Origin of the sequence: Plantactinospora sp. WMMB334 (assembly GCF_049179095.1) — a bacterium.
Lineage (GTDB): Bacteria > Actinomycetota > Actinomycetes > Mycobacteriales > Micromonosporaceae > Plantactinospora.
This window is the reverse complement of record NZ_JBMHME010000002.1, coordinates 3,079,806-3,103,884: the sequence shown is the minus strand read 5'-3', so window position 1 is coordinate 3,103,884 and position 24,079 is coordinate 3,079,806. Positions and strand designations below refer to the sequence as shown.

Annotated in this window: 25 protein-coding genes; 18 read left to right on the top strand and 7 right to left on the bottom strand. The window is 72.8% G+C overall.

Translation table 11 applies throughout. From position 1 onward, the window contains the following. Position 1: 1 nt before the first annotated feature. The 4 genes from ACN27G_RS13355 (at position 2) to ACN27G_RS13340 (ending at position 2,440) form a co-directional block, all read left to right on the top strand. Entirely contained in the window at positions 2 to 601 is a 600-nt protein-coding gene (locus ACN27G_RS13355; RefSeq protein WP_421493123.1) for a molybdopterin-dependent oxidoreductase, read from the top strand. After that, positions 601 to 1,335, top strand: a complete 735-nt coding sequence (locus ACN27G_RS13350; protein ID WP_421493122.1) for a ferredoxin reductase — start codon at positions 601 to 603, stop codon at positions 1,333 to 1,335. Before ACN27G_RS13355 ends, ACN27G_RS13350 begins: the two co-directional genes overlap by 1 nt. 21 nt (positions 1,336 to 1,356) lie before the next feature. Continuing rightward, positions 1,357 to 1,683 carry a DUF6510 family protein gene (locus ACN27G_RS13345; RefSeq protein ID WP_421493121.1) on the top strand — a complete coding sequence of 109 codons (327 nt, stop codon included), beginning with the start codon at positions 1,357 to 1,359 and terminating at the stop codon, positions 1,681 to 1,683. A 238-nt stretch (positions 1,684 to 1,921) separates the two neighbouring features. Continuing rightward, a complete protein-coding gene (locus ACN27G_RS13340; RefSeq protein WP_421493120.1) occupies positions 1,922 to 2,440 on the top strand; it encodes a TrmH family RNA methyltransferase in 519 nt (172 codons plus the stop codon). A 125-nt stretch (positions 2,441 to 2,565) separates the two neighbouring features. Here the strand turns inward: ACN27G_RS13340 and ACN27G_RS13335 are convergent, their stop codons facing one another. Next, the gene (locus ACN27G_RS13335; RefSeq protein WP_421493119.1) at positions 2,566 to 3,666 is read right to left on the bottom strand and encodes a hypothetical protein; all 1,101 of its coding nucleotides are present in this window, start codon (positions 3,664 to 3,666) and stop codon (positions 2,566 to 2,568) included. Positions 3,667 to 3,920: 254 nt separating this feature from the next. On the opposite strand from ACN27G_RS13335, the gene ACN27G_RS13330 reads away from it, so the two are divergent. Together ACN27G_RS13330 and ACN27G_RS13325 are read left to right on the top strand one after the other, a co-directional pair. Further along, positions 3,921 to 4,382, top strand: a complete 462-nt coding sequence (locus tag ACN27G_RS13330; protein WP_421493118.1) for a VOC family protein — start codon at positions 3,921 to 3,923, stop codon at positions 4,380 to 4,382. 107 nt (positions 4,383 to 4,489) lie between these two features. Continuing rightward, a complete protein-coding gene (locus ACN27G_RS13325; protein WP_421493117.1) occupies positions 4,490 to 4,969 on the top strand; it encodes a hypothetical protein in 480 nt (159 codons plus the stop codon). A gap of 22 nt (positions 4,970 to 4,991) precedes the next feature. Here ACN27G_RS13325 and ACN27G_RS13320 read toward each other — a convergent pair whose 3' ends face one another. Both ACN27G_RS13320 and ACN27G_RS13315 read right to left on the bottom strand, forming a co-directional pair. Continuing rightward, a complete protein-coding gene (locus ACN27G_RS13320) occupies positions 4,992 to 5,384 on the bottom strand; it encodes a hypothetical protein (RefSeq protein ID WP_421493116.1) in 393 nt (130 codons plus the stop codon). 122 nt (positions 5,385 to 5,506) lie between these two features. Then, positions 5,507 to 6,979: a M20/M25/M40 family metallo-hydrolase gene (locus ACN27G_RS13315; RefSeq protein ID WP_421493115.1), complete on the bottom strand. Its 1,473-nt coding sequence runs from the start codon at positions 6,977 to 6,979 to the stop codon at positions 5,507 to 5,509. 200 nt (positions 6,980 to 7,179) lie between these two features. On the opposite strand from ACN27G_RS13315, the gene ACN27G_RS13310 reads away from it, so the two are divergent. Continuing rightward, positions 7,180 to 8,478, top strand: coding sequence for an NAD(P)/FAD-dependent oxidoreductase (locus ACN27G_RS13310; RefSeq protein WP_421493114.1), 1,299 nt, complete (start codon positions 7,180 to 7,182; stop codon positions 8,476 to 8,478). Between the two features lie 52 nt (positions 8,479 to 8,530). Here the strand turns inward: ACN27G_RS13310 and ACN27G_RS13305 are convergent, their stop codons facing one another. Then, entirely contained in the window at positions 8,531 to 9,526 is a 996-nt protein-coding gene (locus ACN27G_RS13305; protein WP_421493113.1) for a DUF2267 domain-containing protein, read from the bottom strand. Between the two features lie 293 nt (positions 9,527 to 9,819). Here ACN27G_RS13305 and ACN27G_RS13300 point away from each other — a divergent pair, with 293 nt between their 5' ends. Both ACN27G_RS13300 and ACN27G_RS13295 read left to right on the top strand, forming a co-directional pair. Then, positions 9,820 to 10,131: a hypothetical protein gene (locus ACN27G_RS13300; protein WP_421493112.1), complete on the top strand. Its 312-nt coding sequence runs from the start codon at positions 9,820 to 9,822 to the stop codon at positions 10,129 to 10,131. 103 nt (positions 10,132 to 10,234) lie between these two features. Next, entirely contained in the window at positions 10,235 to 10,690 is a 456-nt protein-coding gene (locus tag ACN27G_RS13295; RefSeq protein ID WP_421493111.1) for a pyridoxamine 5'-phosphate oxidase family protein, read from the top strand. A 21-nt stretch (positions 10,691 to 10,711) separates the two neighbouring features. Here the strand turns inward: ACN27G_RS13295 and ACN27G_RS13290 are convergent, their stop codons facing one another. Further along, a complete protein-coding gene (locus ACN27G_RS13290) occupies positions 10,712 to 11,560 on the bottom strand; it encodes an aldo/keto reductase (RefSeq protein ID WP_421493110.1) in 849 nt (282 codons plus the stop codon). A 241-nt stretch (positions 11,561 to 11,801) separates the two neighbouring features. On the opposite strand from ACN27G_RS13290, the gene ACN27G_RS13285 reads away from it, so the two are divergent. After that, positions 11,802 to 12,146, top strand: a complete 345-nt coding sequence (locus tag ACN27G_RS13285) for an STAS domain-containing protein (protein ID WP_421493109.1) — start codon at positions 11,802 to 11,804, stop codon at positions 12,144 to 12,146. Positions 12,147 to 12,257: 111 nt separating this feature from the next. Continuing rightward, positions 12,258 to 12,704 (top strand): response regulator, encoded by a 447-nt coding sequence (locus ACN27G_RS13280; RefSeq protein ID WP_421493108.1) that lies wholly within the window; start codon positions 12,258 to 12,260, stop codon positions 12,702 to 12,704. A 64-nt stretch (positions 12,705 to 12,768) separates the two neighbouring features. Here ACN27G_RS13280 and ACN27G_RS13275 read toward each other — a convergent pair whose 3' ends face one another. Then, positions 12,769 to 13,641, bottom strand: coding sequence for a hypothetical protein (locus ACN27G_RS13275; RefSeq protein ID WP_421493107.1), 873 nt, complete (start codon positions 13,639 to 13,641; stop codon positions 12,769 to 12,771). Positions 13,642 to 14,044: 403 nt separating this feature from the next. On the opposite strand from ACN27G_RS13275, the gene ACN27G_RS13270 reads away from it, so the two are divergent. Further along, positions 14,045 to 14,992, top strand: a complete 948-nt coding sequence (locus tag ACN27G_RS13270; RefSeq protein WP_421493106.1) for an endonuclease/exonuclease/phosphatase family protein — start codon at positions 14,045 to 14,047, stop codon at positions 14,990 to 14,992. 83 nt (positions 14,993 to 15,075) lie between these two features. Here the strand turns inward: ACN27G_RS13270 and ACN27G_RS13265 are convergent, their stop codons facing one another. Then, on the bottom strand, positions 15,076 to 15,498 hold the full coding sequence (locus tag ACN27G_RS13265) for an OsmC family protein (protein WP_421493105.1): 423 nt from the start codon (positions 15,496 to 15,498) through the stop codon (positions 15,076 to 15,078). Positions 15,499 to 15,787: 289 nt separating this feature from the next. On the opposite strand from ACN27G_RS13265, the gene kdpF reads away from it, so the two are divergent. From kdpF to ACN27G_RS13235, 6 genes are read left to right on the top strand one after another with little or no spacing between them, the layout of a single operon-like run. Then, positions 15,788 to 15,877: a K(+)-transporting ATPase subunit F gene (kdpF, locus tag ACN27G_RS13260; protein ID WP_421493104.1), complete on the top strand. Its 90-nt coding sequence runs from the start codon at positions 15,788 to 15,790 to the stop codon at positions 15,875 to 15,877. Positions 15,878 to 15,897: 20 nt separating this feature from the next. Continuing rightward, on the top strand, positions 15,898 to 17,553 hold the full coding sequence (kdpA, locus tag ACN27G_RS13255) for a potassium-transporting ATPase subunit KdpA (RefSeq protein WP_421493103.1): 1,656 nt from the start codon (positions 15,898 to 15,900) through the stop codon (positions 17,551 to 17,553). 41 nt (positions 17,554 to 17,594) lie between these two features. Next, positions 17,595 to 19,853: a potassium-transporting ATPase subunit KdpB gene (kdpB, locus tag ACN27G_RS13250; RefSeq protein ID WP_421493102.1), complete on the top strand. Its 2,259-nt coding sequence runs from the start codon at positions 17,595 to 17,597 to the stop codon at positions 19,851 to 19,853. Then, positions 19,853 to 20,788: a potassium-transporting ATPase subunit C gene (locus ACN27G_RS13245; RefSeq protein ID WP_421493101.1), complete on the top strand. Its 936-nt coding sequence runs from the start codon at positions 19,853 to 19,855 to the stop codon at positions 20,786 to 20,788. The genes kdpB and ACN27G_RS13245 overlap by 1 nt, the downstream gene beginning before the upstream one ends. A 42-nt stretch (positions 20,789 to 20,830) precedes the next feature. Then, on the top strand, positions 20,831 to 23,371 hold the full coding sequence (locus ACN27G_RS13240) for a DUF4118 domain-containing protein (protein ID WP_421493100.1): 2,541 nt from the start codon (positions 20,831 to 20,833) through the stop codon (positions 23,369 to 23,371). Then, positions 23,368 to 24,048 (top strand): response regulator, encoded by a 681-nt coding sequence (locus tag ACN27G_RS13235; RefSeq protein ID WP_421493099.1) that lies wholly within the window; start codon positions 23,368 to 23,370, stop codon positions 24,046 to 24,048. The genes ACN27G_RS13240 and ACN27G_RS13235 overlap by 4 nt, the downstream gene beginning before the upstream one ends. The last annotated feature ends 31 nt before the right edge of the window (positions 24,049 to 24,079 follow it).

Genomic DNA, 24,079 nt, shown 5'->3' with positions numbered 1-24,079 from the left:
GGTGGGCATCGTGTCACCGGGCTTCCAGGGGCGGCGTCGACCGTCCGGGCCGAACCTGCCACCCGGGCAGTATCTGACCGAGGACTTTCCCGTGCTCTCCGCCGGCCCGACCCCCCGGGTGCCGCCGGCGGAGTGGGAGTTCGTGATCACCACCGAGACGGGCGACGAGCACCGGTGGTCCTGGGACGAGATGTGGGCGCTGCCGAGCGAGACGCCGACCGTCGACATCCACTGCGTGACCCACTGGTCCAAGCTCGGCACCAACTGGCAGGGGGTCTCCCTGGACACCCTCCTCGACGGCGTCGACACGGCGGCCGACTACGCGCTGGTGCACTCGTACGGCGGCTACACGACGAACCTGCCGCTGGACGACCTGCGCGACGGGCAGGCCTGGGTGGTACACCGGTATGACGGCGCGGACCTGCCGGCCGAACACGGCGGCCCGGCCCGGCTGCTGGTGCCGCACCTGTATTTCTGGAAATCCGCCAAGTGGGTGCGCGGCATCCGCCTCGGCCTGACCGACGAGCCCGGTTTCTGGGAGACCGCCGGCTACCACGATTACGGTGACCCATGGCGCGAACAGCGGTACCAGGGAGACTGATGAAGCGGACCGGCTGGTGGGTGGCCCGGCTGGTGGACCGCCGCGACGAGACCGCCACCGCCGGCACGCTGGTGCTGGAGGTGCCGGACTGGCCCGGTCACCTGCCCGGCCAGCACGTCGACCTGCGGCTGACCGCCGAGGACGGCTACCAGGCGGCACGCAGCTACTCGATCTCCGCACCGGCCGACGGGAACCGGATCGAGGTCACCGTCCAGCGGGTGCCGGACGGTGAGGTGTCGCCGTACCTGCTCGACGGGCTGTCGGTCGGCGACCAGATCGAGGTACGCGGACCGGTCGGCGGCTACTTCGTCTGGCGGGCGACGGACCCGGCGCCGGTGTTGCTGGTCGGCGGCGGCTCCGGCATCGCACCCCTGATGGCCATGATCCGGGCCCGGCGGGAGGCCGGCAGCCGGGTGCCGTTCCGGCTGATCTACTCGGTCCGCTCCGACCGGGACGTCTACTTCGCCGACGAACTGCGCCGGCGGATCCGGGACGACCAGGGGCTCGATGTCGCCTACGTCTACACCCGGGAGGTGCCGGAGGGCCTTCCCGGCCGGGCCCACCGGGTCGCCGTCGCCGACGTGAACACCCACGGCTGGCCGCCCCAGCTCGAACCGGTCAACTTCGTCTGCGGGCCGACCGGTTTCGTCGAGGCGGTCTCCGACATCCTGGTCGCGCTCGGGCACGAGCCCCGGCGGATAAAGACCGAACGGTTCGGCCCCACCGGAGGCTGAGCACCGACCCTGGAGGGCGACATGACCGAGCAGCTCCGGCCGGACCCGGCGCCGGTGGACCATCTCGACGGAAACGTGCTGGCCGGCCCGTTGCGTGAGGTGTTCGCGGTCGACCTCACCACGGCGACCGGCCGATGCGCCTCGTGCGGCCGTACCGGGCCGATGGCCACGCTGCGGGTCTATTCGAACGCGCCCGGGATGGTGGCCCGCTGCCCGGCCTGCGAGGAGGTGGTGCTGCGGCTGGTCCGGACCCCGACCAGTGCCTGGCTGGACCTGCGCGGCGCGACCTTCCTCCAGATCCCGATGCCGGCCGAGCCGGCCACGATGCCCGGCCCGACCGCGATGTAGCCGAGCGGCCGGCTCGCTGACCGGCTCGGCCGGCCCCACCGGGACGACCGGCGCGCAGGCTGTCGCGCTGGGCGCATGGACGGGGCAGACGGCACGGAGAGGTGCGGTGCCAGGCTGCCCCGACGTTCCGACCGGTGACCGCTACACTGGGCCGAACGGTTCCCGTCGATGGCCCGTGTGCGCCGAGAAGCACACCCCAAATGATCGACATCTTCTGCGGCGGAGTCGCCGTCCCCCGATGAGCCCGGCGATCCGGGTCCGTCCCCGACGTGAAGTGGCCGCCGCCCGCCGTCGCCGGGCACACCGCTGCTGGGGCCACCTTGTCGCGGCGCCCCTCTGGCCGCTGCACCACGCCAACATCGGCACACTGCTGCGCACCTGCGACGCGGTCGGCGCGTGTCTGGCGGTGCCGCCGTGGCGGTGGGTCGACGAGGCACTGGCGCGTGGCAACACGCTGCGCCGGCCGAGCTGCGTACACCGAGTCGGCGATCCGGCGCGCTGGCTGGCGGCGGAGCGCTCCGCCGGTGCGTACGTGCTCGGCGTCGAGCTGGCGGACGAGGCGCTCCGGCTGGCCGACCTGCCGGCGGCCCGGCGCCGCACCATCATGGTGCTCGGGCACGAGGCGACCGGCATCCCGCCCGAGGCGGTGGAGTGTCTCGACGCGGTGGTGGAGATCCCGATGGTCGGCACCGGGTTGAGCCTCAACGTCGCGGTGGCCGGTTCGCTGGTGCTCTACAAGCTCGCCGGCCTGATATGACCGCATCCCGAGGGCGGTCCCTCGCGGACGACGCCCGGACCACCGACGTGTCGATCGTGGCGCAGGTGCGGCCGCGCCGGTGATCCGGGCGTCGTGCCACCCGGTCAGCTCCGGGCGTCCGCGACTCAGACCCGGGAGGTGAAGGTGGAGAGGAAGTCGTGCGGTGCCGGGCTGCCGGTGTCGTCGAAGCAGATCGTGTCGACCTCGGCGGTGGTGGCGGTCAGTGTCCACGGCTGCGTCAGGTGGCAGTAGTTCGAGCCCGAGCCGTAGCCGGTGACCTGGCCGTGCGTCTCCCGTTCGACCAGCAGCGGATACCTCACCAGGTAGCGCCCGGCCGGGGCGAGCGGGACCGACGAGTTGAACCCGAACCCACCGGCCGGATAGTTCCAGTTGGTCTGGCCGGCGTGCGCCGACGAGAAGTAACCGGTGTACTTCGGCGGCGCGAACGACCCGTAGACGGCCCGTTCACGGTGGTAGGAGAGGGTGAACTCGCTGGCCACCGGCGCCCCCGCCGGGTCGAAGCAGGTGACGTACGCGATGATGTCGAGCCCGCTGCTGCCCCACCTGGCGACCTTGCAGCGCCGCGGTCCCGCGTTCGGCTGCACCGCCGTCACCTGGAGGTTGCCGGCGAGCGTCCCGGCCACCCCGACCCCGCCGAGCCGGACCTGGTAGATCCCGACGCCGCCGGCCAGCACGCTGACCCCGCCACCCGTCGAGTTGTACGACTGCACGACCGCCGCCCCGCCCCACTGGAGCCAGGCGTGACTGCCCTCGACCGGCGGCACCAGCCCGGAGCTGTAGGTCCAGAGCACCGTGAACCGGGTGTCGTCCCGGTCGCCGCCCGGCTTGTGGCACTGCACGTCGACGATCTCGTCCGCCCCCGATTGCCCCCAGCGGACGATCTCGCAGTAGTGCCCGGTCCGGTTCACCGGCGTGACGTGCACGTTGCCGCGGGACCCGGCGCCGACCTGCGGAAACTTGACGTGGTAGCGGCCCGGGGCGAGCCGCATCCCCTCGGCCTGCAGCGCCGGGAAGGCGGTCTTCCAGCTGCCCCACTGCCGGGTCGGGTCGAGCACGGTCCAGGCGGCCGGCAGCAGCGGGTTGTCGACGTACGCGAAGCCGAACCGGTCGGCGGCGGCGGCCCGGCCCGGTGCGGGCGGGCCGACGACGGTGGCCGCCAGCGCGGCGACCAGGCTGATGGCGAGGATGCGGGGACGGAGTCGCATCTGGCCTCCAATCGGGATGGTTCGATGTGTTACCGGAGTCTGCGACGCGCCCGCTCCGGCCGCTGTCGGCTCCTGGGCAGTCGCGGCACGGCCGCGTCAACACCCATGTGGGGCGTAGCCGGAATATGCAGCGGTATCCGGAACGCGGCACGGGCTCGTCGGCACGAGCGCCTGCCCCGGGCATGCACCGAGGTAGAGGGTCCCTGGGCTACGGGTTACGCGGTCGCCGATTCTTGTCGGATCCGGCGGGCAGGATGCGTGCACTCGGCCTCGGCGCGACCCTGCTGCGCAGGAACGAGAGCTGGCACACGCTGGCCGACCCGGCCGGGCACCCGTTCGACCTGTGCCTGAAGGCGGACAACCCCGACACGACGGTGATGGGCGTGATGCTCGACTGTCCGGACGCCAAGGTGCTGAGCATCTTCTACGCCGAACTGCTGGGCAAGCCGGTGACGTACGACGGCGACGGCATGGCGATGATCGGCAACGACGGCGAGCAGCCGGTGCTGTTCCAGCAGGTGACCGACTACACGCCGCCGCGCTGGCCGGATCCGACCCGACCTCAGCAGGTGCATCTGGACGTGGTCGTCGACGACTTCGACGTTGCCGAGCCGGCGGTGCTGGCGCTGGGCGCGCGGCGACTGCCGGCCGGTGGTCCGAGGTTCCGGGTCTACGCCGACCCGGCCGACAAGCCGTTCTGCCTGACTCTCTCCTGACCGAGCCGTCGACCAGCACCCATCCGACGCCGACCGGTTGAAACCGAGGTGAAGCCGGCCCGACCTACCTTCTGCGCAGTGGACCTACTGACCAGGAGGATCCGGCGATGAAGATTCGAGCCATCGTTGCTGTACTGGCGGCATCGCTCGTCGCGGTGATCGGCGCGGCACCCCATGCGTCGGCGGCCGCGGCTCCACCCGCACCGCTGACCGCGGCGGATTGCGAGCGGGGCGCGAACGGTTTCCGCGACATCCCCGACACGCTGCGCGGCACCCAGGCCGTCGCGCCGGTGACGCTGCCGGGTGGACCGGTCGTCCGGCTCTACTACGGCACCGTCGCCGGGGCGCAGCGGGGCTGGGCGATGATCGACGGACTCACCTTCGCCCGTGACCGGGTGTGGATGAACTGGAGCATCGACGGCGGCGCCAGCATCCACGTGCAGTGCGGGCCGTTCCTGGTCGACGCCACCGGCTGGACCAAGACCTCCGCGGCCAAGAACACCAGCAGCAACGCCAGCTACCGGTTCCAGGCATGCGGCCAGTCGTTCCCGTACGCCACACCCGCACGGTGCACCGCCTGGTGGTGATGGCGCGGCGCCGACACCAGGATCAGGCGTCCGGGGTGAAGAGACCCTGGATGCCGACGACGATCGCGATGATGCCGAAGATCGCGAGCAGCAGGCCGAGGCCGGTGGCGGCACCCTGAACTGCCTCCGGCCTCGGCGCCGGCCGCCCGGTCAACCGGTCCCAGAGCAGCGCCAGCCCGACGCCGATCCCGACCACCTCGAAGTGGAACACCCGGGGCCCGGAGATCAGGTGGACGAGGAGGTAGTAGCCGCCGGCCACCAGCGCGACGATGCCGACCAGCCAGCCGAACGGCGCCACCCGGGCGGCGAAGCGACCGAGGTCGTCCCCGACCCGGGGCAGCCGGCGCAGCAGCGCGACGGCGAGCAGGAAACCGCCGACGATGTTGGCGAGGTCCAGCAGCAAGGCCATGATCATAAATCGGCGTCCTCCACCCGCTCTCACGACGCGAAGTCGTTGCACGTCGATCGCGAGCATAGTGAAGGTCCCGCCGAGCCGCAGGGTACGGCCGGCCCACAACGGACCGGCCGGACCCGTGTTCAGCTACCCGGGCGGGGGAACGCCACCGGGCTGCGGTGGCCGGCGGTGTCGACGGCACGGACCCCGAAGAAGACGTTGTCCTTGGAGAGGTCGATGGTGGTCGTCGTGACGTCGCCGACCGGGATCACGTGGGTCCACTCCGGCGCGGTGGTCTCCCGCCACACCACCTCGTAGCCGGCCAGGTCCGGCTCGCTGCCCCGGGTCCAGCGCAACTCGGTGTCGTTGGTCAGGTTCGTGGTGACGATGACGACGTCCTTCGGCGTGCCAGGGGCCTGGGCGAGGGACCAGAGGGCCGCCGCGTTCACCTTGGCCACCCGGGTGATGTACTCGTAGTCGCAGAATTCGGGCAGGTCGCCGTACTGCCTGCCGTCGACGACCCGGACGTCCTGGTGCTGGTGCGCGAAGTCCTCGTGCGGCTCGGTGAACCGGCCGGCCGGGTAACCCTGCTCCAGGAACGGGATGTGGTCGCTGCCGCGCAGGTAACGGTCCCGGCGGTAGATCACCCGGATCCGCATCCCGGTGCTGTCGTTGTCGGCCACCTCGCTGGCGAACCGGGCGAGCTGCCGGCTCGGCGAGTCGTTCTCGCCACCGACCGCGCGCCGGGTGTTCGCCTCGGCCGGCGTCTCGGCCGTCGGCACGCCCTCGGCGAAGAGCCGCAGCGTACGCCGATCCCGGGTGCCGTCGTCGGCGGTGCTGCTGCCGACGATGTCGTCGCTGAACATCCCCTGCACGTCGGCGCCGGCCGCCCTGAACTGCCGGGCCAGGTATCCCGATCCGTAGAGACCCTGCTCCTCGCCGGCGACCGCCGCGAAGACGATGGTGGCCCCGCTGTCCCGGGTGGACATCACCCGGGCCAGTTCCATCGCGACCGCCACCCCGGAGGCGTCGTCGTCGGCGCCCGGCGCGTCGCTGGTGGCGTCCATGACGTCGGTGCACCGCGAGTCGTAGTGGCCGGTGACGACGTAGATCCGTTCCGGGGAGCTCTCGCCGCGCAGCGTCGCGACGACGTTGGTGATCACGGTTGGCACCGGGATCCGGGACGCCGGCTCCTGGACGTACGACTGGAGTTCCACCGTCAGCCGCCCACCGGACCGGGCGGCGTAGCCGCGCATCTGTCCGTAGATCCAGTCCCGGGCGGCGCCGATCCCACGGACCGGGTCGTCCTGGCTGGAGAGGGTGTGCCGGGTGCCGAAGGCGGCGAGCCGCCGGACGGTCGCCTCGATCCGGCGCTTGTCGATCTCGCGGAGCAGGCTCCGCAGCTCCCGGTCGGGTGCCTGCGGCCGGACCGGCCGGCCGGGTCCCACCGGCCCGCCGCTGCCGGCGGCGGTACCGGATGCGGCACCCGACGCGGCAGTGGCCAGGGGCGCGGCGACCGTGGCGCCCGCGGCGGCGGCGGTGACGGTGGCGGCGGAGAGGAAGGTGCGGCGGCTCGGCCTCGTGGGCCCGTCGCCCCGGAACTCCTGAGATGTCATGCAGGCATCGTCATCAATGCGAACTGCGACTGTCAACGAACGTGATCGATTCCGTCCTCCGTTCCCCCGTTCCTCCGTCTCGCCCATTCCCCCGTTCCTCCGTCTCGCCCGTTCCCCCGTTCCTCCGTTCCCCCGTCTCGCCCGGTACGGTCGCCCGCCCGCCCGGGTTTGCCGGGCCGATGTCCGGGAACGGCGTTCTCATGACGAAACCGCGCATTGTCATCGTCGGGGCCGGCTTCGCCGGCTACCACGCGGCGAAGAGCCTCTCCCGGACCGCCAACGGCCGGGCCGAGATCTCGCTGCTGAACCCGACCGACTTCTTCCTCTACCTCCCGCTGCTGCCGGAGGTGGCGGCCGGAATCCTGGAGCCGAGCCGGGTCTCGGTCTCCCTCGCCGGCACGCTGGACGGGGTCCGGGTCGTCATCGGCGAGGCCCAGCACATCGACCTGCGGGCGAAGCGGGTCGACTACTCCGGTGCCGAGGGCGATGCCGGGCACCTCGGGTACGACCGGCTGATCATCGCCGTCGGCAGCGTCAACAAGCTGCTGCCCATCCCCGGCGTCACCGAGCACGCGCACGGGTTCCGGGGACTGCCCGAAGCGCTCTACCTGCACGATCACGTCGTCTCGCAGATCGAGCAGGCCGAGGCGACCGACGACGAGGCCGAGCGGGACGCGCGTACCACGTTCGTGGTGGTCGGCGCCGGCTACACCGGTACGGAGGTGGCCGCGCACGGCCAGCTCTTCACCGACGCACTCGCCGCCCAGCACCCCCGGCTCGGCGTACGGCCGCGCTGGATGCTGCTCGACCTCGCCGACCGGGTGCTGAGTGAGCTCGACCAGCGGATGTCGGATACCGCCCGGCGGGTGCTCGACGCCCGGGGCGTGGACGTCCGGATGGGCACCACCGTCGCCGAGGCGACGGCCGACGGCGTGAAGCTCAGCGACGGCGAGTACGTGCCGACCCGGTCGCTGATCTGGTGCGTCGGTGTCCGCCCCGACCCGCTCGTCGCCGACCTCGGGCTGCCGACCGAGAAGGGGCGGCTGGTCGTCGACGAGTTCCTCAACGTCCCCGGCTTCCCCGACGTCTACGCCTGCGGCGACGCGGCCGCCGTACCCGACCTGACCCGGCCCGGCCAGGTGACGGCGATGACCGCGCAGCACGCCCAGCGGCAGGGAAAACTCGCCGCGCACAACGTCGCCGCCTCATACGGCCAGGGCAAGCGCCGGCCGTACCGCCACCACGACCTCGGATTCGTGGTCGACCTCGGCGGCACCGACGCGGCCGCGAACCCGGTGCGGGTGCCGCTGGCCGGGTTGCCGGCCAAGGCGGTTACCCGGGGCTACCACCTGTTGGCGTTGCCGGCGAACCGGGCCCGGGTCGGCGCCGACTGGCTGCTGGACGCGGCGTTCACCCGGCAGGCCGTACACCTCGGGCTGGTGCCGGCGCACACCGTACCGCTGGAGAGCGCCACCCCCGAACTCCCGGCCCACCGATAGCTGCAAGGAAGGGGCCCTTCTACAACAGAAAACGATAAGCGGGGGCCCTTCCTTACCGTTCGGGTGGTGGGGTGGCCATGCCGGCGCCGACCTCGTCGATGGCGTCGTCGATCTGGTGCGCGAGCCCGACGTCGAGCGCGGTCACCCCGTCCAACGAACGGGTCCGGACGGTCAGCACCGCCGTCCGCGGCGACTCCCGGCCGATCGTCGGGCCCCGGCCGGTCTCCGGGCGCAACCGTGCCAGCCGGCCCAGCACCCGGTCGAGGTTCTCCGGCGGAAGCTCGATGGTGCGGGTCAGCCGCTGCCGGTCGCCGGACCAGTAGGGAAGCGTCGCCAACGCGTCGCGGAGTTCGTCGTCGGTCAGCGGCGCAGTGGCTCCGGCCGGGTCGACCAGCCCGCCGCCGGCCGGCGGCGGGTCGAGCAAATCCCGTAGCTCGGTCGGTAGCTCCAGCGAGCCGATCAGCCCGTCGTCCGCCGAGGCGAGCGCGCTCAGCGTCGCCTGCGCCTGGTAGCGCGCCTGCTCCGGGCTGCGGTGGGTCAGCCGGGCCACCTCGTCGAGGAAACCGGCCAGGTCGCGACGCCGGTTGCCGGTGGCCAGCGCGGCGTCGTCGTACAACTGGTTCGGTACGGCGTCGAGTAGCCGCTGCCGGTCGTCGGTCTCCAGCGCGCGGGCCAGCGCGGCCACCGTCGCTTCGGCGGCGGCGCGGGCCTGCTCGAAGTCGACGCCGGCCCGGCGCCCGATGTCGGCGACGAGATCCCGATAGCCGATCACGGCGACCTCGGTGGCGGTGCCGGTCAGGTCGTCGGGGGTCGGGCCGGGGCGCTCGGCCGGGGTCGGCGGCGGGGTGGTCGGACCGCCCCGCTCGGCGTTCGGCTTGTGGCTGCCGGTCGGCGCGGGCCCGGCCCGGCGGCCCCGGTCCAGGCTCGTGAGCTGCTTGTCGGCGCCGAGCGTCGCGCCCACCTCGCTCGGGCGCCGGCCCCGCTCGCGGGCCTGCCGGGCCAGGGTACGGCGCCGCTGGTTGTCGCCATCCATCTGCTTCCCGCTCATGCCGTCTCCTCGCTGGGCTGCTCGTCGTCATGAGGATCCGAACCGTGCCTGCTCCGGCCACCACCGCACGGGGCGGCCGCACGACCGCGGCACGATCAACTGCCTTCCCCGGCCCGCATCGGCAAAACGCCCCGGCCCCGGCCCCGGGCGTCCGCCCGCGGTGTACGGCCAGCTCATCACGGTGGGGTGAGGAGCGCTCACCCCGCCGGTGTCGATGATCGGGTCGACCGCGGTGACCGCCCCGGGAATCGGGGTGAGGAGGTCCCGTCCCGTGCCGCCCGAGGAGGGTCAGCATGAAGAGGATCGTCGAGATCGTCCCCGCCCGGCCCGGTTGGTACGCCCGCTGGCGGCTCGCCCCGGACACGACCCGCTGCTACCCGGTGTCGCTCTGGGCGCTGCTGGAGGAGACCGACGAGGGAGGGCGGGAGGTCATCGGGGTCGACGCGGTCGGCCAGTGGCCCGGATCGGACGAGAACGAGGCGAGTGGCGAGTTTGTCCGCTACCTGTTCCAGCCGCCGGAGAGCGGCCCGCCCGAGGATGTCGCCCGGCCGGACGAGTGGGACGTCGAGCCGACCCGTCGGCCGGCCCGGCTGAAGGCGGTCTGAGGAGCCGGCCCGGCGAGCCGCCCACTTCACTGTCCGGCCCGCCGAGCCGCCCTTCCCACGTCCGGGTCTCCATTCCGTGCCGGATCGGTGCGATCATGGGCTCATGACGGCATGGCGGGACGTCGAGCGGGCAGTGCCGGAGTTCGCCGCGCGGGTGCGGGCGCTCTTCGACGCGCACAGACACAAGACGATCGCCACCCTGCGGGCCGACGGGTCGCCGCGGATCTCCGGAATCGAGGTGGTCTTCTCCGACGGCGAACTCGCCTTCGGCTCGATGCCGAAGGCGCGCAAGGGCACCGACCTGCGGCGGGATCCACGGTTCGCCCTGCACAGCGCGACGGTCGACCCGGTCGAGGGGGCCGAGGCGCAATGGCCGGGCGAGGCGAAGGTCGCCGGTCGGGCGGTCGCCGCCGGACCGATCACCGAGGGACCGGAGGGCGACCGCTTCCACGCCGACATCACCGAGGTCGTGCACACACACCTGAACGAGCAGGCCACGCTGCTCGTGGTCGAGTGGTGGACGCCCGGAAACGGGCTGCGGAGGATCGAACGCGAGTGACGCCCGGTCCGGCCCGGGCCGTCAGAGTAGTTCCAGCGGACGGGGGCCGCTGGGCGCCGGAAAGGTCCGGTCGAGTTCGGCCAGGTCCTCCTCGGTCAGGGCCAGCTCGACGGCCGCCCGGTTCTCCCTGACGTGGTCGGGGCGGCTGGCCCCGGTCACCGCGCACACCCCTTCCTGGCAGAGCAGCCAGGCCAGCCCCACCTGCCCGGGCGTGCCGCCGTGCCGGTCGGCGACCCGGCGCAGCACCGGATGGTCGAGTATCCGGCCCCGCTCGAGCGGCGAGTACGCCATGATCGGCAGGCCGGCCGCGCGGCAGCGGGGGAGCAGGTCCCATTCGATGCCCCGGCGGGTGAGGTTGTAGGGGATCTGGTCCGTCTCGACGGCGGTCCCGCCCGGGATGCCGGCCAGCTCGACCACCTCCGGTACGTCGAAGTTGCTCACCCCCCAGTGCCGGATCAGCCCCTGGGTCATCAGGCCGGTGAACGCCTCGACGGTCTCCGGCAGCGGTGCGTCGCCCCGCTGGTGCAGCAGATACAGGTCGATCCGGTCGGTGCCGAGCCGCTCCAGGCTGCGGGCGCAGGCGTCGGCGGTCCCGGTGACGGTCGCGTGCTCCGAGGAGACCTTGCTGACCAGGAAGATCTCCTCGCGTCGGTCGCCGAGCGCATCCCGGACCAGTTCCTCGGCGGCGCCGTCGGCGTACACCTCGGCGGTGTCGATCAGCGTGAGGCCGGCGTCGACCCCGGCGCGGAGCGTGGCGATCTCCTCGTCCCGCCGCCGGGGGTCCTCCGCCATCCCCCAGGTGCCCTGGCCGAGCGCGGGGATCGCCTCGCCGGACGGCAGCGTGACCGTGGGAACCCGCCGCTGCGCCATGCCTGCCTCCCGTCCCGACCGGTCCGCGCCGACCGGCCCCGGTGGGCACCTTCCCCGGGCCGTGCCGGGCAAACCGAACGGTCGCCGATCCCGGCGCGGCCGGCGAGGAGGGCCGGGAGGCGACCGAGACGATCGCGCCACCGCCGTCGCGATCCACCGCACCGGCTCTCGATGTCGATCAAGCCGCTGCGTATACTTGCCTGACTGCAAGTATCGGCTGGTAAATCGCACGGAGGCGGGCGTGGTCTTCACCGTCAGGCATGTGGTGCACGCGGAACTCGTGCGCCTCCACCTGGGCGGTGAGCTCGACATCACTACCGCCCCGGAGCTCAGCGCCGAGATCGACAAGTTGCTCGACGCCGGGCACCGGCGGCTGCTCGTCGATCTCGCGGAGCTGAGCTTCTGCGACTCCAGCGGTCTGGCCGCCTTCGTGCGCGGAGACGACCAGGCCGGCTCGCGGGGCGGCTGGCTCCGGTTGACCGGTGCGACGGGGCGGGTCGAGCGGGTGCTGCGGATCAGCGGCCTCGACGAACTGCTCCACTTCGACCGGGAGCGGCACGACCCCGCCCCCGTGAAGGACCGATGACCCGTTGAAGTTCGCGCGCCGCGTCGACGGTCGGCAACCTGCCGGAGACCTCGGAGCGCTGGTGACGCGGGTACGCTCCGTACCATCCCATCAACCAGAGGCGGGTATGCCGTGGACGCAGCCGAGCCGAACCCCGTACGGATCCTGGTCGTCGACGACGACCCGGGTGACGTTCTGATGATCGAGGAGGCGCTGGTCGGCTCGGGGATACCCAAGTCGATCGACGTGGTCGGCGACGGCGAGGAGGCGATGGAGTTCCTCCACCGCGAGGGGCGGCACCGCAAGGCTTCCCGGCCGGACATGATCCTGCTGGACCTGAACATGCCCCGGATGGACGGTCGGCAGGTGCTCGACAGGGTCAAGAGCGACGACGACCTGCGGACCATCCCCATCGTCGTCCTCACCACATCCAACGCCGACAACGACGTCCTGGGCAGCTACAACCTGCGGGCGAACGCGTACGTCACGAAGCCCATCGACCTCGACGACTTCAACGACGTGGTCCGGCGGATCGACGAGTTCTTCGGCCAGATCGTGGTGCTGCCCAAGCGGCGGTGAGGGGTCGCCGACCACCCGCGGCGGTCGCCGACCATCCGCGCCGCGTTCCGGGTCGCCGATCCGCTCAGACGAGCGCGCCGACCACCGTCGTCGCCCGCTGCTCGTGCTGGGCGTACGCGTCGGGGAAGGCGGAGATCTGCACCGACTGGGCGGCGGCGGTCACGCCCATCTCCTGCCATCCGGCTATCTCGAGCAGCGCCGAGTAGAACTGCTCGGCCGCGTACGCCGGGCGCATCAGGTCGGCGACGCTGCCCCAGCCGGAACTCGGGCGCTGCTGGAAGAGCCCGACGGAGTCGTGGTCGTAACCGACGCCCTGGTTCGGCTGGTCGAGCGACTCGGGCAGCACGCCGCTGGCCAGGTTGTAGAGGTTGCTCTCCTGCATGGCGGTGGCGATGGCGACCACCAGCCCTCGGCGTGGGATCTCCATCCGCACCCCGACCTGGACGATCGTGTGGGCGTTGTCCATCTGCGCCTGGGTGAGCCCGGCCACCGGGGTCGGCCGGGCCGGCGTCCTGCTGGCCCGGGCGACCGTGGTCCGGGCCGTTGTCGGCTCGGCGGCCGGCGTGCCTGGTACGGCCGTGGGGGTGGGGGTGCTGGTCGGCGTGGGCTCGGGTGCCCGTGCGGTCGCCCGGGACGCCGGCTGGCGTTCGGCCTCGGCGGCGCGTTCGGCGAGCAGGCTGGCCGGCGTCGGTTCGATCGGGGCGGTGGTCGCGGCCCGGGACTCGACGAAGGCCACCGCGCCGAGGCAGCAGACCACCGTCGCGACCGAACCGATCCGGAACGGGGTGCCGGAGAGCAGTGCCCGGGTGCGCGCCAGCCGGCGTCGCTCGGGGGCCCGGTGACGTCCGGTTACCTTCTCGGTGGAGCTGGTATCCGCCGAACGGTCAGCCTGCGCTCCGGTGTCCTGGCCGCGATCTGCTTGTTCCCTGTGATGCACCCGCCGAGGTTAGGTAACGCCGAGCTGAATGGGGCGGGTCGGATTGGTGGCCTACGCCACACTTTTGCCTGGTCAACCGGTCAGGCGCCGGCAGCTCCGGCCGACCGTGCCGGGACCGGGCCGATCGGGCATGTCCGTCTTGTTCCTCCGGACGTGCCGGGCGGGGACAGTTCGCCTCCGGCAATTGCCCTAGGTCCGAAGATCGTCCGGTTCCGTCGTTCGGTCCAGTTCGTCCCGGACGGTCGGACCGATCCGGACCTGGCCCGAATGGTCGGGGGCGCTGGCGCCGGGATGATCGAGGGATCCGGCCCGAATGGTCGGGGGAGCTGGCCCCGGATGATCGAGGGCCCTGGCGGGCTGATCGTCGGCGCCCGGCGCCACCCGCTCCGATACGATTCTTCCGGTGGCGGAAAGCAAGATCAAGGCTACGGATGGCGGGTCGTCCGGGTGGGCGTGGCGCCGTGGCTGGCCGTTCCTGATCGCCGTCGCCCTGCTGACCGCGCTGATCGCCGGCCACCGGCTGATCCCCAACGTGCGCGGCCTGGGCAGCCTGGTGGACAGCGCGGCACCCTTCCTCGGCCTCGGCGTGCCGCTGCTCGGGCTGGCGGCCCTGCTGCGTCGGTCCTGGATCGCGCTGGCCGCCGTGCTGGTGCCGGCCCTGCTCTGGGTGGCGCTGTTCGGCACCGCGTGGCTGCCCGACGGCGGCGGCGGGTCGGTGCGGCTGCGGGTGGCGAGCCAGAACCTGCGTGCCGGCAATCCGGACCCGGCGGCGACGGTGGCCAGCCTGGCCGAGACCGGGCCCGACCTGATCGCCCTGCAGGAGATCTCCGGCGACACCCGGGAGCCGGTCGCGGGGGCGCTGGTCGAGCACTATCCCCACCGGGCCGCGGTCTCCACGGTCGCGCTCTGGAGCAGGTTTCCGATCAGGGAGGACGTCGGCGTGGACACCGGGCTGGCCTGGACCCGCGCCCTGCGGGCCGTGGTGGCGGCGCCCGGCGGGGACGTGGTCGTCTACGTCGTCCATCTCGGCTCGGCCCGGGCCGGGGACACCGGCACCCGGGACCGCACGGTGGCCACGCTCGCCGACCAGATCCGGCAGGACCGGGCCGAGCGGCTGATCGTGCTCGGCGACCTCAACACCGCCACCACCGACCGCATGCTCGAGCCCCTGACCGAGCTGCTGCGCGACGCACAGGCCGACGCGGGGCGGGGCCCCGGCTTCACCTGGCCCGCCGCGATGCCGGTGACCCGGCCCGACCATGTGCTCTACCGCGGGCTCACCGCGGCGTACGCCCGGGTCCTGCACACCCCGGCCAGCGACCACCGGGCCGTGACGGCAGGCTTCCGCTGATTCCGTACCGGCCGTGATTCCGGACGGGCCGGTGGGCAGGGCTCCGCTCGGTGACAGGGCTCCGGTCGGTGACGTGGATCCGGTCAGTGGCTGCGGGGCTCCGCCGGGCCGACGGTGAGGGTGTGCCGGCTGCCGTCGCTGGAGAACGGCCAGAGCCGGTCGGCATACCGGGCCAGGTCCGTGAGCTGGTCCCGGTTCAGGCCGGCCGAGGCGATGCTGGCCCGTACGTCCGCCCGGTAGAGCCCGTCGGCGTCCCGGGCCAGCCGGGCCTCGGCCCGCACCTGGACGGTGTGCGCCTCGTCGGTGATGCCGGTCGCCGCCTCGACCGCCGCGTGGTGCAGGCAGGAGGCGAACGCCGCCGCGAGCAACTGCTCGGGGGCGAGCCCGGTGCAGTGCGGCGCCAACGGTGATGCCAGCGTGGTGGAGAGTTCGCCGTCGTCGGTATGCAGCCGGCCCCCCTCGGCGGTCGCGGTGGCCTCGTGTACCCAGGCGTCCGATTCCGGCATCCCGCACCCTCCCCGTGTGGCTCCCGGCGAGGGCTACCCGGCACGGCCGCCGGGAAACCCGCTGGTCAGGCGTCAAGAGGACGTCAAGAAGCCGGCCCGGGGCGTAGCCGGACCGTCAGAACCGGCCACTTCCGTGCCCGCCGCGGGCTTCGATAGGTCAGGCGGCCGAGAACGGGCGCCCGGACATCTGCGCTGGAGAGGACGTTGGTGTGATCGACGTCGTGTTGGTGCTGCTGACGCTGGGGCTCTTCGCGGCCCTGGCCCTGGTCGCCCGGGCGGTGGAGCGACTGTGAGCGTGGTCAACCTCGTCGGCCTGGTGCTCTCGGCCGGGCTCGCCGTCTTCCTGCTCGCCGCCCTGCTTTTTCCGGAGCGTTTCTAGATGAGCCGGAGCGTTTCTGAATGAGTACGACTACCGCGGGCATCGTCCTGCTCGGCACGCTCGCCGTGGCGCTGGTGGCGGTGCACAGGCCCTTCGGGGACCACCTCTACCGGGTGGTGACCGGCACCCGGCACTCCCGGGTGGAGCGGGGCATCTACCGGCTGGTCGGCGTGAACCCGCACGCCGAACAGTCCTGGGGCACGTACGCGCGCAGCGTACTGGCCTTCTCCCTCGTCTCGATCCTCTTCCTCTACGCGTTCCTGCGCCTGCAGGACCGGCTCTGGCTCTCGCTGGGCTTCGAGGCGGTGCCCGACCACCTCGCCTGGAACACCGCCGTCAGCTTCGTGACGAACACGAACTGGCAGGCGTACCCGGGTGAGTCGACCATGGGTCATCTGGTGCAGATGGCCGGGCTCGCCGTACAGAACTTCGCCTCCGCCTCGGTCGGCATCGCGATCGCGGTGGCCCTGGCCCGGGGCTTCGCCCGTAGCCGTACCGACCGGCTCGGCAACTTCTTCGTCGATCTGGTCCGGATCATCCTGCGGGTGCTGCTGCCGATCGCGCTGCTCGGCGCCCTCGTGCTCATGATCGGCGGGGTGGTGCAGAACCTCTCCGGCGGCACCGACGTCGGCACGGTGACCGGCGGCACCCAGACGATCACCGGTGGCCCGGTCGCCTCGCAGGAAGTGATCAAAGAACTCGGCACCAACGGCGGCGGCTTCTACAACGTCAACAGCTCCCACCCGTTCGAGAACCCGACGACCTGGACCAACTGGTTCGAGCTCTTCCTGATCCTGCTGATCCCGTTCAGCCTGCCCCGGGTTTTCGGCCGGATGGTCGGGCAGAACCGGCAGGGCTACGCGATCGTCGCCGTGATGGCGATCCTGGCGATCGCCGGCATCACCCTGACCAACGTCTTCGAGTTGACCGGCGCCGGCACCGTGCCGCAGGCGGTCGGCGCGGCGATGGAGGGCAAGGAGACCCGGTTCGGGGTCTCCCAGTCGGCCTCCTTCGCCGCGATCACCACGCTCACCTCGACCGGCTCGGTGAACTCGTTCCACGACTCCTACACGGCGCTGGGCGGGATGATGCCGATGGTCAACATGATGCTCGGCGAGGTGGCGCCGGGCGGCGTCGGCGCCGGCCTGTACGGCATGCTCGTCCTCGCGGTGATCACGGTCTTCGTGGCCGGCCTGATGGTCGGCCGGACCCCGGAGTACGTCGGCAAGAAAATCGGCGCACGGGAGATCAAATTCGCCTCCCTCTACTTCCTGACCACCCCGCTGCTGGTCCTGGTCGGCACGGCGGCGGCCTTCGCCACCGGCAACAACGCCACGGCGCTCAACGTCGGCCCGCACGCCCTCTCCGAGGTGCTCTACGCCTTCACCTCGGCCAGCAACAACAACGGGTCGGCGTTCGCCGGCATCACCGTGAACACCCCGTGGTGGGACGTGGCGCTCGGGCTCTGCATGCTGCTCGGCCGGTTCCTGCCGATCATCCTGGTGCTCGGTCTGGCCGGTGCGCTGGCCCGGCAGAATCCGGTGCCCGCGTCGGCGGGAACGCTGCCGACCCACCGGCCGCTCTTCGTCGGGATGCTCACCGGCGTGGCGGTGGTGCTGGTGGCGCTCACCTTCCTGCCCGCCCTGGCGCTCGGCCCACTCGCCGAGGGGTTGTGAGCGCCGTGAGAGTTCTTTACGACATGGTGAGGACGAGCACGATGACTGTCAGCCCGGCGGTGCCCGCCCCCTCCGGCGGGTTCCCCTCCGCCGGCCCCGGGCGCGGTGGCCCGGTCGGCGGCGGGCTGTGGGATCCCCGGCACCTGCTCCGCTCGCTGCCGGAGGCGGCCCGCAAGCTCAACCCGGCGACGCTGTGGCGCAACCCGGTCATGCTGATCGTGGAGGTCGGCGCGGTCTTCACCACCGTGCTCGCCGTCGCGGAGCCGACCGGCCTCGCCTGGGCGATCACCGTGTGGCTCTGGCTGACCGTCCTCTTCGCCAACCTGGCCGAGGCGGTCGCCGAGGGACGGGGAAAGGCGCAGGCGGCGACGCTGCGTCAGGCGAAGCGCGACACCGTCGCGACCCGGCTCACCGGCTGGTCGCCGGGGGCCGGGCCGGGCGGCCACCGCGAGGAGGCGGTCGCCGCCACCGGGTGCCGGGCGGAGGCGGTCGCCGCCACCGAGCTGCGGTACGGCGACATCGTGCTGGTCGAGGCGGGGCAGATCATTCCCGGCGACGGCGACGTGGTCGAGGGGATCGCCAGCGTGGACGAGTCGGCCATCACCGGCGAGTCCGCCCCGGTGATCCGGGAGTCCGGCGGGGACCGCAGCGCCGTCACCGGCGGCACGAAGGTGCTCTCCGACCGCATCGTCGTGCGGGTCACCCAGCAGCCGGGTCAGAGCTTCGTCGACCGGATGATCGCACTGGTGGAGGGGGCCAACCGGCAGAAGACCCCGAACGAGATCGCGCTGAACATCCTGCTCGCCGCGCTGACCGTCATCTTCCTGGTCGCGGTGGTGACGCTCCAGCCGCTGGCGATCTTCGCCAAGGACTTCCAGGGCGCGGCGCCGGACACCACGGCGGTCGACGCGGACGGGGTGACCGGGATCGTGCTGGTCTCGCTGCTGGTCTGCCTGATCCCGACCACCATCGGGGCGCTGCTCTCGGCGATCGGCATCGCCGGGATGGACCGCCTCGTGCAGCGCAACGTGCTGGCCATGAGCGGCCGCGCCGTCGAGGCGGCCGGCGACGTCACCACGCTGCTGCTCGACAAGACCGGCACCATCACGCTCGGCAACCGGCAGGCGGCGGAGTTCGTCCCGGTGGCCGGGGTCACCGCCGAGCAGGTCGCGGACGCGGCCCAGCTCGCCAGCCTCGCCGACGAGACGCCGGAGGGCCGCTCGGTCGTGGTGCTGGCCAAGACGGCGTACGGCCTGCGCGAGCGCCCCGGTCTGGCCGGCAGCGACTTCGGCGCCGGCCGGCACGGCGGGGATCGCCACGTCCCGTTCACCGCACAGACCCGGATGTCCGGGGTCGACCTGGCCCCGCAGGCCACCGTGGACGGCGGTCCCGCCGGCCCGGCCCGGCGGCTCCGCAAGGGCGCCGCGGCAGCGGTCATGAAGTGGGTACGGGACAACGGCGGGCACCCGACCGGGCAGGTCGGGGAGGTCGTCGACGGGATCAGCGGCGGCGGGGGCACCCCGCTGGTCGTCGCCGAGCAGGTCGACGGCGAGCCGGCCCGCGCCCTCGGGGTGATCCACCTCAAGGACGTGGTCAAGTCCGGCATGCGGGAGCGGTTCGACGAGATGCGCCGGATGGGGATCCGGACCGTGATGATCACCGGCGACAACCCGCGTACCGCGAAGGCGATCGCGGACGAGGCCGGGGTGGACGACGTCCTCGCCGAGGCCACCCCGGAGGAGAAGCTCGCGCTGATCAGGCGGGAGCAGGAGGGCGGCCGGCTGGTCGCGATGACCGGCGACGGCACCAACGACGCGCCGGCACTGGCCCAGGCGGACGTCGGGGTGGCGATGAACACCGGCACCACCGCCGCCAAGGAGGCCGGCAACATGGTCGACCTCGACTCCGACCCGACCAAGCTGATCGAGATCGTGGAGATCGGCAAGCAGTTGCTGATCACCCGGGGTGCGTTGACGACCTTCTCGATCGCCAACGACATCGCCAAGTACTTCGCGATCATCCCGGCGATCTTCGCCGGGATCTACCCGGGCCTGGACGCGCTCAACGTCATGCGGCTCTCCAGTCCCGCCTCGGCGATCCTCGCCGCGGTGGTCTTCAACGCGGTCATCATCGTGGTACTGATCCCGCTCGCCCTGCGCGGCGTGCGCTACCGGCCCGGCAGCGCCAGCACGCTGCTCACCCGCAACCTCTGGGTGTACGGCCTCGGCGGGGTCGTCGCGCCCTTCGCCGGGATCAAGATTCTCGATCTCCTCATCTCGCTCGTTCCAGGGATCTCGTGATGCGCCTACCCACCTGGCTCGCCCAACACCTGGCCGCGTTCCGGGCCGTACTCGTCCTCACCGCGCTGCTCGGGCTGGCCTACCCGCTGGTCATGGTCGGGGTCGGGCACCTGCCCGGCCTGCACGACCGGGCCGGGGGCTCGCTCGTCCGCGCCGCCGACGGCACCGTCGTCGGCAGCCGGCTGATCGGCCAGTCCTTCACCGACGCGGACGGCAACCCCGTCCCGCGGTACTTCCAGTCCCGCCCCTCCGCCGCCGGCGACGGCTACGACCCCACCTCGACCTCGGCCAGCAACCTCGGCCCGGAGAGCGTCGAGGACATCCTGCCGGTGCCCGGCGCGGTCGACGCCGGGGGCAACCCCGACGAGGGTACGCAGAGCCTGCTCACCCAGGTCTGCGCCCGCAGCCGGGCTGTCGGTGAGCTGGACGGGGTGGACGGCAGCCGACCGTACTGCACACCGGACGGGGTCGGTGCGGTGCTGCGGGTCTTCCACCGCGACGGCCTGACCGGGCCGGTGACCCGGGCGGTGAGTGTCAACCAGGCCTGCCCGGCCACCCCGTTCGTCGGCACCTTCGGCGGGGTCTCCGTCGAGTGCGCCGTGCCGGGCGGGGACTACTCCGGCGGGGTGGTCACCCCGGTCCGGGGCGACACGCCCGCCGCACCGGCGGTGCCGGCCGACACGCCCGCCGCACCGGCGGTGCCGGCCGACGCGGTCACCGCCAGCGCCAGCGGCCTCGACCCGCACATCAGCCCGGCGTACGCGGAGATCCAGGTGCACCGGGTCGCCCGGGAGCGGCAGGCCAGCCCCGACGACGTACGGCGGCTGGTCGCCGCGCACACCGAGGGGAGAGGGCTCGGCTTCCTCGGCGAGCCCCGGGTCAACGTGCTGGAACTCAACCTCGCCCTGGACCGCGCCTTCCCGGTCGGCGGCTGATCGGCCACGGGTGGCCCCGACAGATAAGGCAGGATCGGCACGGTGGCACGCGGGCAACTGCGCATCTATCTCGGGGCCGCCCCGGGCGTCGGCAAGACGTACGCGATGCTGGAGGAGGCGCACCGCCGGGCGGCGCGCGGCACGGACGTGCTGGTGGGTCTCGTCGAGACCCACGGCCGCCCGCAGACCGCGGCGATGCTCGGCGACCTGCCGGTGCTGCCCCGCCGGACGATCCGCTACCGGGACACCGACTTCACCGAGCTGGACGTCGACGCGGTGCTGGCCCGTCGGCCGGAGGTCGCGGTGGTGGACGAGCTGGCCCACACCAACGTGCCCGGCACGCGCAACGGCAAGCGCTGGCAGGACATCCAGGAGCTGCTCGACGCCGGCATCGACGTGCTCTCCACCGTCAACGTTCAGCACCTGGAGTCGCTGAACGACGTCGTCGAGCAGATCACCGGGATCGCACAGCGGGAGACCGTGCCGGACGGCGTGGTACGCGGCGCCGAACAGGTCGAGCTGGTCGACATGACCCCGGAGGCGCTGCGCCGGCGGATGGCGCACGGCAACATCTACCACCCGGACAAGATCGATGCGGCGCTGGCCAACTACTTCCGGGTCGGCAACCTCACCGCGCTGCGCGAACTCGCCCTGCTCTGGCTCGCCGACAAGGTGGAGGACCAGCTCGACCGGTACCGGGCCGACCAGGGCATCTCGGTGCCCTGGGAGACCCGGGAACGGGTGGTGGTCGGGCTCACCGGAGGGCCGGAGGGTGCGACGCTGATCCGCCGGGCGGCCCGGATCGCGGCCCGGAGCAGGAGCGCCGAGCTGATGGCGATCCACGTGGCCCGCAGCGACGGGCTGCGCGGTGCCGACCCGGCCGCCCTGGACCGGCAGCGGATCCTGGTGGAACAGCTCGGCGGCACCTACCACCAGGCGGTCGGCGCCGACGTCCCGGCGGCGCTGCTCGACTTCGCCCGGGGCGTCAACGCCACCCAGATCGTCCTCGGCGCCAGCCGGCGGGGCCGGTTCGCCCAGATCCTCTCCCGAGGCGTCGGGACCACCACCACGGCGCTCTCCGGGCCGATCGACGTACACCTGGTCACCCACGAACAGGCCGGCCGGGGCCGGCCGGCCGCGCCGCCGGCCGCGCTCTCCCGGCGGCGCCGGCTGATCGGGTTCGGGCTGACGGTGCTCGGCATCCCGCTGCTGACCTACCTGCTCCGGCTCCTCGCCGACGGGCTCTCGCTCGGCAGCGACCTGCTGCTCTTCCTCGCCGCCGTGGTCGGGATCGCCCTGGTCGGGGGCTGGTGGCCGGCGCTGCTCGCCGCCCTGCTCAGCTCGCTGCTGATCAACTACTTCTTCACCCCGCCGCTGTACGGGCTCACCGTCGCCGACACCGAGAACGTGCTCGCCCTGGTGGTCTTCGTGCTCGTCGCGGCGGCGGTGAGCGGGGTGGTGGACCTGGCCGCCCGGCGTACCCGGGAGGCGGTCCGGGCCAGCGCGGAGGCCCAGTTGCTCGGCGCGGTCGCCGGCAGCGTCGTCCGCGGCGCCCGGCCGTTGACGGCGCTGCTGGAGCGGCTGCGGGAGACGTTCGGACTCGTCTCGGTGACCCTGCTGGAACGCTCCCCGGACGCGCCCGAGCGCCCCGACCCCCAACGCGACCCGCGCGCCTGGCGGGTGGCCGCGAACGTCGGCGCCGAGCCCTGCGGCACCCCGGCGGCCGGGGACGCCGAGGTGGGCGTCGACGACGACCTGCGGCTGGTGCTGCGCGGGCGGGTGTTGCCGGCCGCCGACCGGCGCATCGTGCAGGCGTTCGCCGCCCAGGCCGCCGTGGCGCTGCGGCAGGAGCGGCTCGCCGCCCAGGCCGCCGCCGCCCGGCCGATCGCCGAGGCGGACCGGCTGCGCACGGCGCTGCTGGCGGCGGTCAGCCACGACCTGCGTACCCCGCTCGCCTCGGCGAAGGCGGCGGTGACCAGCCTGCGCAGCGCCGACGTCGAGTTCGACCCCGCCGACCGGGACGAGTTGCTGGCCACCGCCGAGGAGTCGCTGGACCGGCTGACCCGGCTGGTGGCCAACCTGCTCGACATGAGCCGCCTCCAGGTCGGAGCGCTGGGCCTGCGGCCCGCCTCGCTCGGCCTGGAGGAGGTGGTGCCGCCGGCCCTGGACGAGCTCGGCGAGCCGGCCCGGCGGGTCCGGGTCAACCTCCCCGCCCACCTGCCGGCGGTCCGCTCCGACCCCGGCCTGCTGGAACGGGTCCTGGTCAACCTGGTCGCCAACGCGCTGCGGTTCAGCCCGCCGGACCGGCCACCGGCGATCACCGCCAGCGAGCACGGCGGCTTCGTCGAGCTGCGGGTGGTGGACCGGGGACCGGGGCTGCCCCGGGACCAGTGGGAGCGGGCCTTCCTGCCGTTCCAGCGGCAGGGGGACCGGGACAACCACGCCGGGCTCGGCCTCGGGCTGGCGCTGTCCCGAGGGCTCGCCGAGGCGATGGGTGGCAGCCTGGAGCCGGAGGAGACCCCCGGCGGCGGGCTGACCATGGTGCTGCGGCTGCCGGTGGCGGGGGAGGAGGGTGCCGGGTGACCCGGGTACTGGTGGTGGACGACGAGCCGCAGATCCTCCGGGCGCTGCGGATCAACCTGAGGGCCCGGCGGTACGACGTGGACGTCGCCGGGGACGGCACGACGGCGCTGCGGCTCGCCGCCAGTCACCGGCCCGATCTCGTGGTGCTCGACCTGGGCCTGCCGGACATGGACGGGGTGCAGGTGATCCGGGGGCTGCGCGGCTGGACGAACGTGCCGATCATCGTGCTCTCCGGCCGGGCCGGCAGCCAGGACAAGGTGGTGGCGCTGGACGCCGGCGCCGACGACTACGTCACCAAGCCGTTCGGGGTGGACGAGTTGCTGGCCCGGGTCCGGGCGGTGACCCGGCGGGCGGCCGGGGCGGGGGAGGAGGTGCCGGCGGTGGAGATCGGCCGGCACACCGTGGACCTGGCCGCGCGCGCCGTCCGCACCGCCGACGGCGCCGAGGTGCGGCTCACCCCGACCGAGTGGCACCTGCTGGAGATCCTGGTACGCAATCCGGGCCGGCTGGTCAGCCAGCGTCAACTGCTGCACGACGTCTGGGGTCCGCAGTACCAGTCGGAGACGAACTACCTGCGGCAGTATCTGGCGCAGTTGCGCCGGAAGCTGGAGGACGACCCGTCCCGTCCCCGGCACCTGCTGACCGAGCCGGGAATGGGCTACCGCTTCCAGCCCTGACCGGAGCGCTCAGAGGCACTGTTGCCCACCC

Excerpts from the sequence above, each read along its gene's own strand:
- ACN27G_RS13350 (WP_421493122.1), top strand. The coding sequence starts at position 601 with ATGAAGCGGACCGGCTGGTGGGTGGCCCGGCTGGTGGACCGCCGCGAC.
- ACN27G_RS13345 (WP_421493121.1), top strand. The coding sequence starts at position 1,357 with ATGACCGAGCAGCTCCGGCCGGACCCGGCGCCGGTGGACCATCTCGAC.
- ACN27G_RS13340 (WP_421493120.1), top strand. The coding sequence starts at position 1,922 with ATGAGCCCGGCGATCCGGGTCCGTCCCCGACGTGAAGTGGCCGCCGCC.
- ACN27G_RS13335 (WP_421493119.1), bottom strand. The coding sequence starts at position 3,666 with ATGCGACTCCGTCCCCGCATCCTCGCCATCAGCCTGGTCGCCGCGCTG.
- ACN27G_RS13330 (WP_421493118.1), top strand. The coding sequence starts at position 3,921 with ATGCGTGCACTCGGCCTCGGCGCGACCCTGCTGCGCAGGAACGAGAGC.
- ACN27G_RS13325 (WP_421493117.1), top strand. The coding sequence starts at position 4,490 with ATGAAGATTCGAGCCATCGTTGCTGTACTGGCGGCATCGCTCGTCGCG.
- ACN27G_RS13320 (WP_421493116.1), bottom strand. The coding sequence starts at position 5,384 with ATGATCATGGCCTTGCTGCTGGACCTCGCCAACATCGTCGGCGGTTTC.
- ACN27G_RS13315 (WP_421493115.1), bottom strand. The coding sequence starts at position 6,979 with ATGACATCTCAGGAGTTCCGGGGCGACGGGCCCACGAGGCCGAGCCGC.
- ACN27G_RS13310 (WP_421493114.1), top strand. The coding sequence starts at position 7,180 with ATGACGAAACCGCGCATTGTCATCGTCGGGGCCGGCTTCGCCGGCTAC.
- ACN27G_RS13305 (WP_421493113.1), bottom strand. The coding sequence starts at position 9,526 with ATGAGCGGGAAGCAGATGGATGGCGACAACCAGCGGCGCCGTACCCTG.
- ACN27G_RS13300 (WP_421493112.1), top strand. The coding sequence starts at position 9,820 with ATGAAGAGGATCGTCGAGATCGTCCCCGCCCGGCCCGGTTGGTACGCC.
- ACN27G_RS13295 (WP_421493111.1), top strand. The coding sequence starts at position 10,235 with ATGACGGCATGGCGGGACGTCGAGCGGGCAGTGCCGGAGTTCGCCGCG.
- ACN27G_RS13290 (WP_421493110.1), bottom strand. The coding sequence starts at position 11,560 with ATGGCGCAGCGGCGGGTTCCCACGGTCACGCTGCCGTCCGGCGAGGCG.
- ACN27G_RS13265 (WP_421493105.1), bottom strand. The coding sequence starts at position 15,498 with ATGCCGGAATCGGACGCCTGGGTACACGAGGCCACCGCGACCGCCGAG.
- kdpA (WP_421493103.1), top strand. The coding sequence starts at position 15,898 with ATGAGTACGACTACCGCGGGCATCGTCCTGCTCGGCACGCTCGCCGTG.
- kdpB (WP_421493102.1), top strand. The coding sequence starts at position 17,595 with ATGACTGTCAGCCCGGCGGTGCCCGCCCCCTCCGGCGGGTTCCCCTCC.
- ACN27G_RS13245 (WP_421493101.1), top strand. The coding sequence starts at position 19,853 with ATGCGCCTACCCACCTGGCTCGCCCAACACCTGGCCGCGTTCCGGGCC.